At 49.8% G+C, this 15,479-nt stretch carries 3 protein-coding genes; all 3 read left to right on the forward strand.

Annotated elements, in window-relative coordinates; all coding sequences use genetic code 11:
* The first annotated feature begins 7 nt into the window (after positions 1–7).
* Genes srfAB through srfAD form a run of 3 tightly spaced genes read left to right on the forward strand, consistent with a single transcriptional unit; the run spans position 8 to position 15,382 of the window.
* The gene (srfAB, locus tag P3L57_RS02040) at positions 8–10,762 is read left to right on the forward strand and encodes a surfactin non-ribosomal peptide synthetase SrfAB (RefSeq protein WP_069487490.1); all 10,755 of its coding nucleotides are present in this window, start codon (positions 8–10) and stop codon (positions 10,760–10,762) included.
* Between the two features lie 36 nt (positions 10,763–10,798).
* Entirely contained in the window at positions 10,799–14,626 is a 3,828-nt protein-coding gene (gene srfAC, locus P3L57_RS02050) for a surfactin non-ribosomal peptide synthetase SrfAC (protein WP_069487491.1), read from the forward strand.
* Positions 14,627–14,653: 27 nt separating this feature from the next.
* Entirely contained in the window at positions 14,654–15,382 is a 729-nt protein-coding gene (gene srfAD, locus P3L57_RS02055) for a surfactin biosynthesis thioesterase SrfAD (RefSeq protein ID WP_069487492.1), read from the forward strand.
* The last annotated feature ends 97 nt before the right edge of the window (positions 15,383–15,479 follow it).

The raw sequence follows: 15,479 nt of genomic DNA on the forward strand, positions 1-15,479 counted from the left end.
GTGGCATATGAGCAAAAAATCGATTCAAAAGGTGTATGCACTTACACCGATGCAGGAAGGAATGCTGTATCATGCGATGCTTGATCCGCATTCTTCCTCTTACTTCACACAATTAGAGCTTGGCATTCAAGGTGTTTTTGATCTAGAAATCTTTGAGAAAAGCGTCAATGAACTGATCCGGTCATACGATATTCTCCGTACGGTATTTGTGCACCAGCAGCTGCAAAAGCCGCGTCAGGTTGTGTTAGCGGAACGCAAGACAAAGGTGCACTATGAAGATATCAGTCATGCAGACGAGGATCGCCAGAAAGACCACATCGAGCGTTACAAACTAGACGTTCAGCGCCAAGGCTTTAACCTGGCAAAAGACATTTTGTTCAAGGTGGCAGTTTTCCGCCTTGATGCAGATCAGCTGTATCTTGTCTGGAGCAATCACCATATTATGATGGACGGCTGGAGCATGGGCGTGCTGATGAAAAGCCTGTTCCAAAACTACGAAGCGCTCAGAGCAGGCCGCACACCTGCAAACGGGCAGGGCAAGCCATATTCCGACTACATTAAGTGGCTTGGAAAACAGGACAATGAAGAAGCGGAAGGCTACTGGAGCGAACGCTTGGCGGATTTTGAACAGCCAAGCGTGCTCCCGGGCCGCTTGCCGGAGAAAAAAGACGAGTATGTGAACAGAGAATATTCATTTACATGGGATGAGGAACTGGTTGCACGCATTCAGCAAACGGCGAATCGCCATCAAGTGACGGGGCCTAACCTGTTTCAGGCGATCTGGGGAATCGTCCTCAGCAAATATAACTTTACAAATGATGTTGTCTTCGGCACGGTCGTATCGGGACGGCCGTCTGAAATCAACGGAATTGAAACAATGGCGGGGCTCTTTATCAATACCATTCCGGTGCGTGTAAAGGTTGATCAGCAGTCTACATTCGCTGATATTTTCACAGACGTTCAGCAGCATGCGGTGGAGGCGGAGCGCTACGATTACGTGCCGCTTTACGAGATTCAAAAACGTTCAGCCTTGGACAGCAGTCTTTTGAACCATCTCGTCGCTTTTGAAAATTATCCGCTTGATCAAGAGCTTGAAAACGGCAGCATGGAAGACCGGCTCGGGTTCTCTATTAAGGTTGAGAGCGCATTTGAACAAACAAGCTTTGATTTCAACCTCATTGTTTACCCGGGTAAAACCTGGACCGTCAAAATCAAATATAACGGCGCTGCATTTGATTCTGCTTTTATTGAACGGACAGCGGGGCATCTCACCCGCATGATGACAGCCGCTGTCGAGCGGCCGGACGCTTTTGTGCGTGAGCACGGGCTTGTGGGAGAAGAAGAGCAGCGGCAAATTGTGGAGACCTTTAACAGCACTTCATCAGAACTCCCTGAAGGAATGGCTGTTCATCAAGTATTTGAAGAACAAGCAAAGCGGACACCGGCAAGTACTGCCCTCGTATATGAAGGAGCCGAGCTGACATACCGCGAGCTGAACGAAGCAGCGAACCGCCTGGCGAGAAAGCTCATCGGGCAAGGTCTTCAAAAGGGTGAAACAGCAGCCATTATGAATGACCGTTCGGCAGACACTGTTGCCGCCATGCTGGCTGTTTTAAAAGCAGGCGCCGCATATGTGCCGCTTGATCCCGCACTTCCGGAGGATCGGCTCCGTTTCATGGCGGAGGACAGCTCAATTCGGATCGCTTTAGCTGGAGAGGCCTATACAAAACAGGCAAATCAGCTGCAAGTACCGGTTCTCCCGCTGGAAGGCGTCTTTGAAGGGAATGAAACGGCTGACAATCTGAATCTGCCCGCCGATTCGTCTGACCTGGCTTACATCATGTACACGTCAGGTTCGACCGGAAAACCGAAAGGCGTCATGATCGAACATAAAAGCATTCTGCGTCTCGTTAAAAATGCAGGATACGTTCCTGTTCATGAAGAAGACCGAATGGCGCAAACGGGAGCTGTCAGCTTTGATGCAGGTACATTTGAGGTCTTTGGCGCGCTGCTGAACGGCGCTGCGCTTTATCCGGTGAAAAAAGAGACACTGCTTGACGCGACACGGTTTTCAGCGTTCCTCCGTGAGCAGAGAATTACGACGATGTGGCTGACATCGCCATTATTCAACCAGCTTGCTGCAAAGGATGCCGGCATGTTCGGCACACTGCGCCATTTAATTATCGGCGGAGACGCGCTCGTGCCGCATATTGTAAGTAAAGTGAAACAGGCATCGCCGTTGCTTTCTCTGTGGAACGGGTACGGACCGACAGAAAATACGACATTTTCTACAAGCTTTCTGATTGATCGCGAGTATAGCGGTTCAATTCCAATCGGGAAGCCAATCGGAAATTCCACTGCATACATCATGGATGAGCAGCAGCGCCTGCAGCCGATCGGCGCGCCCGGTGAACTGTGTGTCGGCGGAAGCGGCGTGGCACGGGGCTACGTCAACCTCCCAGAGCTGACGAAGAAGCAATTTCTCGAAGATCCATTCAGACCGGGTGAAAAAATGTATCGAACTGGCGACTTGGCGAGATGGCTTCCGGACGGGAATATCGAGTTTTTAGGAAGAATTGATAACCAGGTGAAGGTGCGCGGGTTCCGGATTGAGCTTGGCGAAATTGAAACCAAATTGAACATGGCCGAACATGTGACAGAGGCTGCCGTGATCATTCGCAAAAACAAAGCGGATGAAAATGAAATCTGCGCGTACTTTACGGCGGATCGCGAAGTGTCTGTGAGCGGGCTGAGAAAAACGCTGTCTCAATCATTGCCTGACTATATGGTTCCTGCCCATTTGATCCAGATGGACAGCCTGCCGCTTACACCAAACGGAAAAATCAATAAAAAAGAACTGCCTGCACCTCAATCAGACGCTGTGCAGTCTGAATATGCAGCACCCAAAACAGAGAGTGAAAAGAAATTAGCGGAGATCTGGGAAGGGATACTCGGCGTCAAAGCAGGCGTTACCGATAACTTCTTTATGATCGGCGGACATTCTCTGAAAGCGATGATGATGACGGCGAAAATTCAAGAGCATTTCCACAAGGAAGTACCGATTAAAGTGCTCTTTGAAAAGCCGACCATTCAAGAACTGGCACTGTATTTGGAAGAGAGCGAAAGCAAGGAGGAGCAGACGTTTGAACCGATCAGGCAAGCACCTTATCAGCAGCATTATCCTGTTTCCCCGGCCCAGCGGAGAATGTACATCCTCAATCAGCTTGGACAAGCAAGCACAAGCTACAACGTCCCTGCTGTACTTTTGCTGGAGGGAGAAGTAAACAAAGACCGGCTTGAACATGCGATTCAGCAATTAATCAACCGGCACGAAATTCTCCGTACGTCGTTTGACATGATAGACGGAGAAGTCGTACAGACCGTTCATAAAAACATATCGTTCCAGCTGGAGGCTGCCAAGGGACGGGAAGAAGACGCGGAAGAGCTGATCAAATCGTTTATTCAGCCGTTTGAGTTAAACCGCGCGCCGCTCGTCCGTTCGAAGCTTGTCCAGCTTGAAGAAGAACGCCATCTGTTGCTCATTGATATGCACCATATCATTACGGACGGCAGCTCCACAGGCATTTTCATCGGCGATCTCGCCAAAATCTATCAAGGCGCAGATCTGGAGCTCCCGCAGATTCACTATAAAGATTACGCTGTCTGGCAAAAAGAACATGCGGATCATCAAAAGGATGAAGCATACTGGCTGGATACGTTTAAAGGCGAGCTGCCGGTTCTTGATCTTCCGGCGGATTTCCCGCGTCCTGCAGAACGGAGCTTTTCCGGGGAGCGCGTCATGTTCGGGCTGGATAAACAAATCACAGCTCAAATCAAATCGCTGCTGTCAGAAACAGACACAACAATGTACATGTTCCTTTTAGCCGCATTTCATGTACTGCTTTCTAAGTACGCGTCACAGGATGACATCATCGTCGGCTCACCGACTGCGGGCAGAACGCACCCTGATCTGCAAGGTGTGCCGGGTATGTTTGTCAACACGGTGGCATTACGGACAGCGCCTGCAGGGGATAAAACCTTTGCACAATTCCTAGACGAAGTCAAAACGGTCAGTCTGCAAGCATTCGAGCACCAAAGCTATCCGCTTGAGGAACTGATTGAAAAACTGCCGCTCACAAGGGACACAAGCCGAAGCCCGCTGTTCAGCGTCATGTTCAACATGCAGAACATGGAGGTTCCTTCTTTGAAATTAGGAGATTTGAAGATTTCTTCCTATTCCATGCTTCATCACGTGGCGAAATTTGATCTGTCCTTGGAAGCTGTCGAACGGGAAGAAGAAATCGGTTTAAGCTTTGACTACGCAACTGCCTTGTTTAAGGACGAGACGATCCGCCGCTGGAGCAGCCACTTTGTCAATTTGATCAAAGCAGCTGCGGTTAATCCGAACGTACGGCTGTCTGATTTGGAGATTCTTTCACCAGTTGAAACGGCAGCTTTGCTTGAAGAGAAAAAACAAACCACTCATTCTGGCAATGACACGTTTGCGTCACTTTTCGAAAAACAGGTGCAGCAAACACCTGATCATCCGGCTGTGATTTGTGGCGGAAACCAGCTGAGCTATCGTGAGCTCGATGAACAGGCAAACCAGCTGGCGCATCATTTGCGCGCGCACGGGGCAGGAAGTGAAGACATCGTAGCCGTTGTCATGGACCGTTCAGCTGACCTAATGACAGCTGTTCTTGGTGTCCTGAAGGCGGGAGCAGCTTTCCTTCCGATTGATCCGGATACGCCTGAGGAACGAATCCGCTATTCATTAGAAGACAGCGGTGCGAGATTTACAGTCGTGAATGAAAGAAATATGACTGCCATAGGGCAATATCAAGGAACCGCCATCAACATCGATCAAGCGGATTGGCGGAACGAAAGCAAGGAGCGTCCGGAACCGATTTCTGGGCCTCAGAATCTTGCATATATCATTTACACATCCGGCACGACCGGGAAGCCGAAGGGTGTGCAGATTGAGCATCGCAATCTGACAAACTATGTTTCTTGGTTTAGCAAAGAGGCAGGGCTGGCTGAAACGGATAAGTCTGTCTTGCTTTCGTCTTACGCATTCGACTTGGGATATACAAGCATTTTCCCTGTGCTTCAAGCAGGCGGTGAGCTTCACATTGTGCCGAAAGAAACATATACGGCGCCCGATCAGATTGGCCGTTATATCAAGGAACACGGCATCACGTATATCAAGCTGACACCGTCTCTGTTCCATACGATGGTGAACACGGCCAGCTTTACAAAGGAGCCGCACTTTGAATCCCTGCGCTTGATTGTGTTGGGAGGAGAAAAGATCATTCCGGCTGATGTTTTAGCTTTCAGCAAGGTATATCGGCATACCGAATTTATCAATCACTACGGTCCGACCGAAGCAACGATCGGCGCCATTGCCGGACGGGTTGACCTGACTGAACCTGACACATTCGCGAAACGGCCGATAATCGGACGGCCGATTGCCAATACCGGCGCACTTGTCTTAAATGAGTCATTGAAGCTTGTGCCTTCGGGAGCGAGCGGCCAGTTATATATCACGGGACAGGGGCTTGCCAGAGGATATCTCAGCCGTCCTCAGCTCACATCCGAGAAATTTGTGGAAAACCCGTATGCGCCGGGCAGCCTGATGTACAAGACCGGAGATGTCGTTCGGAGACTGGCTGACGGCACGATTGAATTTATCGGCCGGGCTGATGATCAGGTGAAAATCCGCGGCTACCGCATTGAGCCGAAAGAAATTGAAACGGTCATGCTCAGCCTCAGCGACGTTCAAGAAGCGGTTGTGCTTGCGGTTTCTGAGGGCGGGCTTCAGGAGCTTTGCGCGTATTATACGGCGGATCAAGCCATTGAAAAAGCAGAGCTCCGGAAACAGCTTTCACAAATACTGCCGTCTCATATGATCCCTGCCTTCTTTGTGCAGGTGGACGCCATCCCGCTCACGGCAAACGGGAAAACCGACAGAAACGCATTGCCGAAGCCGAACGCAGCGCAATCCGGATATGAAGCGTCAGCTGCTCCGGAAACAGCGCTTGAAGAAAGCCTTTGCCGCATCTGGCAGAAAACACTCGGCATTGAAGCGATCGGAATCGATGACAACTTCTTCGATTTAGGCGGCCATTCACTAAAAGGAATGATGCTCATCGCCAATATACAGGCAGAGTTGGAGAAAACCGTGCCGCTTAAAGCGCTGTTCGAACAGCCAACTGTACGCCAGCTGGCGGCTTATATGGAGGAATCGGCAGCATCAGGCGGCTATCACATGCTGAAGCCGGCTGACAAACAGGATGTGTATCCATTGTCATCCGCGCAGAAACGGATGTACGTGCTCCATCAGCTTGACCGGCAGACGATCAGCTATAATATGCCATCGGTTCTTCTTATGGAAGGCGAGCTTCACATTTCGCGCCTGCGGGAATCACTCAACCAGCTCGTAAACCGTCATGAATCATTGCGCACGTCATTTACGGAAGCAGACGGAGAGCCTGTCCAGCGCATTGTTGAGGAGGCATCAATTGATCTTCACGTGTTTGATGCAGAAGAGGGCGAGGCGGAACAGAAGATTAAAGAATTTATCCGGCCATTCGACTTAAGCGGCGCTCCGCTCATTCGCGCGGCATTACTCCGAATCGCAGACCAAAAACATCTGCTTCTATTGGATATGCATCACATTATCGCGGATGGTGTATCAAGAGGTATTTTCGTTAAAGAATTGGCACTGCTTTATAAAGGCGAACAGCTTCCGGAGCCGAAGCTTCATTATAAAGATTTCGCTGTTTGGCAAAATGAAGCCGGTCAGAAAGAACGGATGAAGGAGCATGAGCAATACTGGCTTTCAGTTCTCTCAGGCGAACTGCCGGAGCTTGACCTTCCGCTCGATTACACCCGACCGCCTGTTCAAAGCTTTGAAGGGGATACCGTCCGTTTCCGTGCGGAAAGCGGAACGGCAAAGGCGATTGAAAAACTGCTCGCAGAAACGGGAACGACTTTGCATATGGTGCTTCACACCGTCTTCCATGTCTTTTTAAGCAAAATCTCCGGACAGCGGGATATCGTGATCGGCTCGGTTACAGCAGGCCGCACGAATGCCGACGTGCAAAACATGCCGGGGATGTTCGTCAATACGCTCGCACTGAGAATGGAAGCAAGGGAAGAGCAGACATTTGCAGAGCTTCTGGAGCAAGCGAAGGAGACAAATCTGTCAGCACTTGAGCATCAGGAGTATCCGTTTGAAGACCTGGTCAATCAGTTAGACCTCCCTCGGGATATGAGCCGGAATCCTTTGTTTAATGTGATGGTTACGACAGAAAACCCTGATAAAGAACAGCTTGAGCTGCAAGATCTCACGATTTCACCTTATGAGGCACATCAAGGAACATCCAAGTTTGACCTCACATTAGGCGGTTTCGCTGACAAAAACGGCATCGGTCTGCAGCTGGAATATGCGACTGACCTATTCTCAAGAGAAACTGCTGAGCAATGGAGCGAATACGTTCTGCGATTATTGCAGGCTGTTGCAGAACATCCAAACCAGCCGCTTTCCAGCCTGTCACTCGTCAACGAAACAGAAAAACAAACACTTTTGGAGGCATGGAAAGGAAAAACACTGCCTGTGCCGACAGACCAAACGGTTCATCAGCTGTTTGAAGAAGCGGCTAAGCGCCACAAAGACCGCCCGGCTGTCACGTATAACGGGCAATCATGGACGTACGGCGAGCTGAATGCGAAGGCGAATCGTCTGGCGCGGATTCTGATTGACTGCGGCATCGGCGCGGATGAGCGCGTCGGCATTCTCACGAAGCCGTCGCTTGAAATGTCCGCCGCGGTGCTCGGTGTCCTGAAGGCAGGAGCGGCATTTGTGCCGATTGATCCTGACTATCCGGATCAGCGGATTGAATATATCCTACAGGACAGCGGCGCGAAACTTCTCTTGAAACAAGAAGGCATCTCAGTGCCGGACAGCTACACGGGCGAGGTCATTCTTCTTGACGGCAACCGCACAATCCTGAGTCTGCCGCTTGATGAAAACGACGAGGAAAATCCGCAGACCGGCACAACCTCGGATCACCTTGCTTATATGATTTACACGTCAGGAACGACCGGACAGCCGAAGGGTGTGATGATCGAGCACCATGCGCTTGTGAACCTGTGCTTCTGGCACCACGACGCATTTGGCATGACGGCGGAGGATCGCAGTGCGAAGTACGCGGGCTTCGGGTTCGACGCTTCCATTTGGGAGATGTTCCCGACCTGGACGATCGGCGCCGAGCTTCATGTCATTGATGAAGCGATCCGCCTTGATATCACCCGCCTGAATGACTATTTCGAAACGCACAACGTCACAGTCACCTTCCTGCCGACACAGCTGGCGGAACAGTTCATGGAGCTAGAGAACACATCACTCCGCGTATTGCTGACAGGCGGAGACAAACTGAAGCGTGCGGTTAAGCAGCCGTACACGATTGTCAACAACTACGGGCCGACCGAAAACACTGTCGTTGCGACGAGCACAGAAATCAATCCGGAGGAAGGTTCGCTTTCCATCGGTCGCGCGATCGCCAATACGAGAGTGTACATTCTCAGCGAAAGCCATCAGGTTCAGCCGGAAGGCGTGGCCGGAGAGCTTTGTGTGGCGGGGCGCGGACTGGCGCGCGGCTATCTGAACAGGGAAGACGAAACCGCGAAGCGGTTTGTCCCCGATCCGTTCGTGCCGGGTGAACGCATGTACAAAACAGGCGATTTAGTGAAATGGACGAACGGCGGCATCGAATACATCGGCCGGATCGACCAGCAGGTCAAAGTCCGCGGTTACCGAATCGAGCTGTCAGAAATTGAAGTGCAGCTGGCCCAGCTTTCTCAGGTGCAGGATGCGGCAGTGACAGCTGTAAAAGATAAAGGCGGCAATACAGCGATCGCGGCGTATGTCACACCGGAAACAGCTGACATAGAAGCGCTGAAATCAGCACTGAAGGAAACCCTGCCAGACTACATGATCCCGGCGTTCTGGGTGACATTAAACGAGCTTCCGGTTACCGCAAACGGCAAAGTAGACCGCAAAGCGCTTCCGGAGCCGGACATCGAAGCAGGAAGCGGAGAATACAAAGCGCCGTCCACTGACATGGAAGAGCTGCTTGCCGGCATTTGGCAGGACGTGCTCGGTATTTCTGAAGTCGGTGTCAGCGACAATTTCTTCTCGCTCGGCGGAGATTCCATTAAAGGAATCCAGATGGCGAGCCGCTTGAACCAGCACGGCTGGAAGCTGGAAATGAAGGATCTCTTCCAGCACCCGACGATTGAAGAACTGACACAATACGTGGAGCGTGCCGAAGGCAAACAGGCAGACCAAGGCCCGGTGGAGGGCGAAGTTATTCTGACGCCGATCCAGCGCTGGTTCTTTGAAAAGAACTTCTCAAACAAACACCATTGGAATCAGTCGGTCATGCTTCATTCTGCGAAGGGCTTCGATCCGGAACGGGTTGAAAAGACATTGCAGGCACTGATTGAACATCATGACGCGCTGCGCATGGTTTACCGTGAAGAAAACGGCGACATCATTCAATCGTATAAACGGATAGACGAATGCGAGGTCAGCTTCGAAATCGTTGATCTGTACGGCTCAGATGAAGATATGCTGAAAAGTCAGATTAAGGTTCTCGCTGACAGTCTGCAAAGCAGTCTTGACCTGCAAAACGGGCCGCTTCTGAAAGGGGAGCTATACCGCACGGAAGCAGGGGATCACCTGCTCATCGCTGTACACCATCTCGTGGTCGACGGCGTATCATGGCGGATTTTACTTGAGGACTTTGCATCAGGCTACGTGCAGACTGAGAACGAAGAGAAAATCGTCTTCCCGCAAAAAACGAACTCCTTCAAGGATTGGGCGGAAGAATTGGCGGCATTCAGCCAATCAGCACACCTTTTGCAGCAGGCTGAATACTGGGCGCAAATTGACGCTGAAGAGGTTTCTGCTGTACCGAAGGATGCTGAAACAGAGGAGCGGATTGTCAAACATACATCATCCGTCATCTGCGAATTAAATGAAGAAGACACTAAACACCTCTTAACAGATGTTCATCAGCCATATGGAACCGAGATCAATGATATTCTCCTCAGTGCGCTCGGTTTAACGATGAAAGAGTGGACAGACGGTGTCAAAATCGGCATCAATCTTGAGGGGCACGGACGGGAAGACATCATCCCGAATGTGAACATCTCCAGAACGATTGGCTGGTTTACGGCACAATATCCTGTTGTGCTCGACATGTCTGAAACAGATGTTTCAGCGGTCATCAAAGCAGTCAAAGAAAACCTGCGCCGCGTTCCGGACAAAGGCGTCGGATACGGCATTCTCCGCTACTTTACGGAACAAGCGGGAGCGCAAGGCTTCACACCGGAAATCAGCTTTAACTATTTAGGCCAATTCGACAGTGAAGTGAAAACGGATTTCTTTGAACCGTCCGCTTTCGATATGGGACGCCAAGTGAGCGAAGAATCAGAAGCCCTGTACGCTTTAAGCTTCAGCGGCATGATCCGAAACGGACGTTTTGTCCTCTCTTGCTCCTACAATGAGAAGGAATATGAAAGAGCAACGGTCGAAGCACAAATGGAGCGGTTTAAAGAAAACCTCCTCCTGATCATCCGCCATTGTACGGAAAAAGAGGACAAGGAATTCACACCGAGCGACTTCAGTGCGGGAGACCTTGAAATGGATGAGATGGGCGATATCTTTGATATGCTTGAGGAAAATTTGAAATAAAATGCAAGGGAATTACAGAAGGCGGGAGCGAAACATATGAGTCAATTTAGCAAAGATCAGGTTCAAGATATGTATTACCTATCGCCGATGCAGGAGGGGATGCTGTTTCATACCATCCTTAATCCCGGCCAGAGCTTTTACCTTGAACAAATTACGATGAAAGTAAAGGGCGACTTCAATATCAAATGCCTTGAAGAAAGCATGAATGTCATCATGGACCGGTACGATGTATTTCGTACCGTGTTCATTCACGAAAAAGTAAAAAGGCCCGTTCAAGTCGTATTAAAAAAACGTCAATTTCATATAGAAGAAATGGATCTGACACATTTACCCGAAAGTGAACAAACGGACAAAATCAATGAATACAAAGCACAGGATAAGATCAAAGGCTTTGATTTAACGCGGGATATTCCGATGAGGGCAGCCATCTTCAAAAAAGCTGACAACAGCTTTGAATGGGTGTGGAGCTACCACCACATGATTTTGGACGGATGGTGCTTCGGCATCGTCGTGCAGGATCTGTTTAAGGTATACAACGCTTTGCGCGAACAAAAGCCGTACAGTCTGCCGCCTGTCAAACCGTATAAGGAATACATCAAGTGGCTTGAAAAGCAGGATAAACAAGCATCGCTCCGTTACTGGCACGAGTACTTGGAAGACTTTGAAGGACAGACGACGTTTGCGGAGCAAAGAAAGAAACAAAAGGAAGGGTACGAACCGAAAGAACTTCTCTTCTCACTGCCGGAAGCGGAAACGACAGCTTTTACAGAGCTTGCGAAATCTCAGCACACCACTTTGAGTACCGCTTTGCAGGCAGTCTGGAGCGTACTGATCAGCCGTTATCAGCGGTCTGACGATTTGGCTTTCGGTACAGTCGTTTCCGGACGTCCCGCGGAAATCAAAGGCGTTGAACATATGGTCGGCCTGTTTATCAACGTTGTTCCAAGAAGAGTGAAATTGGCTGAAAACATGACGTTCAACGGTTTGCTCAAGCAGCTTCAGGAGCAGTCACTTGAGTCAGAACCGCATCAATATGTGCCGCTTTATGACATCCAAAGCCAAGCCAACCAGTTGAAATTGATTGACCACATCATCGTGTTTGAAAATTATCCGCTTCAGGATGCAAGCAATGAAGAAAGCGGACAAAACGGGTTCGATATGGAGGATGTCCATGTATTTGAGAAGTCAAATTACGATCTCAATTTGATGGCCTCCCCGGGTGACGAAATGCTGATCAAGCTTGCCTATAATGAGAATGTGTTTGATGAAGCGTTTATCCTGCGCTTAAAATCCCAGCTTCTCACAGCGATTCAGCAGCTTATTCAGCATCCGGATCAGCCTGTCAGCACCATTGATTTCATTGACGAAAAAGAAAAAGAGTACTTGCTTAACGGCTTAAATCCGGCACCTCAAACGTGTGAGCCAAAACCGCTGACGGATTGGTTCAAGGAGGCGGTGGACGTCAATCCAAGTGCACCGGCGCTCACATTTGCAGGCCGAACGCTGTCCTATCACGAATTAGACGAGGAAACGAACCGCCTCGCACGCCGTTTGCAAAAGCAAGGGGCAGGCAAAGGCTCAGTTGTTGCATTGTACACGAAGCGCTCGCTGGAACTGGTGATTGGGATTCTCGGTGTGTTAAAAGCGGGAGCTGCTTATGTGCCGGTTGATCCTAAGCTGCCGGATGACCGAATCTCATATATGCTGACCGACAGCGGGGCGGCATGTCTGCTTACACACCAAGAGATGAAAGAGCAAGCGAATCAGCTGCCGTTTACAGGCCAAACACTCATCATTGATGATCCCATCCGTTTTGAAGAAGAGGCAAGCGATCCTGAAACCGCGATTGCGCCCGATGATGCGGCGTATATCATGTATACATCAGGCACAACCGGAAAGCCAAAGGGAAACATCACGACGCATGCCAATATTCAAGGATTAGTGAAGCACGTTGACTACATGACGTTTTCTGAAAAAGACACGTTCTTATCTGTATCGAATTACGCTTTTGACGCATTTACCTTTGATTTCTACGCTTCCATTCTGAATGGAGCAAGGCTGATTATCGCAGATGAAAATACACTGCTTGATACAGACCGTCTCACGAGTCTCATCCGTCAAGAGAATGTCAGCGTCATGTTTGCGACCACAGCTTTATTTAATCTTCTCACAGATGCGGGAGAGGATTGGCTGAAGGGGCTTCGCTGTGTGTTATTCGGCGGGGAACGCGCGTCTGTGCCTCACGTCAGGAAAGCGCTGCGGATCATGGGGCCGGGCAAGCTGATTAACTGCTACGGTCCGACTGAGGGCACGGTGTTTGCAACGGCTCACGTCGTGCACGAGATTCCGGAGTCTATCTCCTCACTGCCGATCGGAAAGCCGATCAGCAATGCGAGTATTTATATTCTCAATGAATCAAATCAGCTCCAGCCATTCGGAGCGGTCGGTGAACTATGCATCAGCGGAATGGGCGTATCAAAAGGCTATGTAAATCGTGATGAGCTGACAAAGCAGAAATTTACCGCCAACCCGTTCAAACCGGGAGAAACACTTTACCGCACCGGGGATCTCGCTCGCTGGCTGCCTGACGGTACGATTGAATACGCCGGCCGCATTGATGATCAAGTGAAAATACGGGGACACCGGATCGAGCTGGAAGAAATCGAAAAGCAGCTGCAGGAATATCCCGGAGTAAAAGACGCAGTCGTCGTGGTGGACCGCCGCGAGTCTGGGGACGCATCAATTAACGCCTACCTCGTGAACCGGACACAGCTTTCAGCAGGAGACGTTAAGGCACACCTGAAAAAACAGCTTCCTGCTTATATGGTGCCGCAGACATTTACGTTCTTGGACGAGCTTCCTTTAACAACAAACGGAAAAGTCAATAAACGTCTGCTGCCAAAACCGGAGCAAGATCAGATATCGCAAGAATGGATTGGGCCTCGAAATGAAACGGAAGAAACAATCGCGCAAATCTGGTCCGAGATTCTCGGCAGAAAGCAAGTCAGCATCCATGACGATTTCTTCGAGCTTGGCGGCCATTCCTTAAAGGCGATGACAGCCGCTTCTCGCATCAAAAAAGAGCTCGGAATTGACCTTCCGGTGAAGCTTTTGTTTGAAGCGCCGACGATTGCCGGCATTTCAGCATATCTGAAAAACGGAGGCTCAGAAGGACTTCAGGACGTTACAATCATGAATCCGGATCAGGATAACATCATTTTCGCATTCCCGCCGGTATTGGGATATGGCTTAATGTATCAGAATCTGGCCAAGCAATTGCCGTCATACAAGCTGTGCGCCTTTGACTTTATTGAGGAGGAAAACCGTCTTGACCGTTATGCCGCTCTGATCAAGGAGCTTCAGCCGGAAGGTCCTGTGACACTGTTCGGTTATTCAGCAGGATGCAGCCTGGCGTTTGAAGCCGCTAAAAAACTTGAAGAGCAGGGACGCACTGTACAGCGGATTATCATGGTGGATTCCTATAAAAAACAAGGCGTCAGTGATCTGGATGGACGCACGGTCGAAAACGATGTCGAGGCGCTGATGAATGTAAATCGAGACAATGAAGCCCTCAATAGCGAAGCCGTTAAGCAGGGGCTCAAGAAAAAAACACATGCCTTCTACTCATACTACGTCAACCTGATCAGCTCGGGCCAAGTGAAAGCGGACATTGATTTGCTGACCTCTGATATTGACTTTGAAATGCCTGAATGGCTTTCATCATGGGAAGAGGCGACAACGGGCGCTTATCGTGTGAAAAAAGGCTTTGGTACACACGCCGAAATGCTGCAGGGCGAATGTCTTGATAGGAATGCCGGGATTTTGCGCGAATTTCTTAATAAACAAACCATAACGCTTTCTTAAGGAAGCGATGAAAGGGGGAGCCGGCCAATGAGCCAACTTTTCAAATCATTTGATGTATCGGAAAAAACGCAGCTCATCTGTTTTCCGTTTGCCGGCGGCTACTCGGCGTCATTTCGCCCTCTCCATACTTTCTTGCAGGGAGAGTGTGAAATGCTTGCAGCTGAACCGCCCGGGCACGGCACGAATCAGACGTCAGCAATTGAGGATCTCGAGCAGCTGACTGATTTGTACAAGCAAGAATTACATTTGCATCCAGATCGGCCGTTTGTGCTGTTCGGGCACAGCATGGGCGGGATGATTACCTTCAGGCTGGCGCAAAAACTGGAGCGTGAAGGCATTTTTCCGCAGGCTGTGATTATTTCTGCGATTCAGCCGCCGCATATTCAGCGGAAAAAAGTATCGCATTTGCCTGATGATCAATTTCTCGATCATATTATCAAATTAGGCGGAATGCCCGCAGAGCTCGTTGAAAATAAAGAAGTTATGTCATTTTTTCTTCCTTCGTTCAGATCGGATTACCGGGCTCTTGAACAATTCGAGCTTAACGACATGACACCGATCCAATCGCCGGTCCACGTCTTTAACGGACTGAATGACGAAAAATGCATCCGGGATGCGGAAGACTGGAAGAAGTGGGCGAAACACATCACGTACCATGAATTTGCCGGCGGGCATATGTTTCTGCTGTCAAATACGGAGGAAGTGGCGGAACGGATTTTTGCGATTTTGAATCAGCATCCGATTTCCAGTTCCTAATGAAAAAGCGGACAGCACTGTGCTGTTCGCTTTTTTTGATATAGAATGTAAATTTTATCATGATATAATAGTCGAAATACTCAAATAAAGGCAGGTC

The sequence above is a fragment of the Bacillus sp. B28 genome, assembly GCF_029536185.1.
GTDB classification, from domain to species: domain Bacteria; phylum Bacillota; class Bacilli; order Bacillales; family Bacillaceae; genus Bacillus; species Bacillus halotolerans.

Coding starts and splice junctions, on each gene's coding strand:
- srfAB (WP_069487490.1), top strand. CDS start 8: ATGAGCAAAAAATCGATTCAAAAGGTGTATGCACTTACACCGATGCAG.
- srfAC (WP_069487491.1), top strand. CDS start 10,799: ATGAGTCAATTTAGCAAAGATCAGGTTCAAGATATGTATTACCTATCG.
- srfAD (WP_069487492.1), top strand. CDS start 14,654: ATGAGCCAACTTTTCAAATCATTTGATGTATCGGAAAAAACGCAGCTC.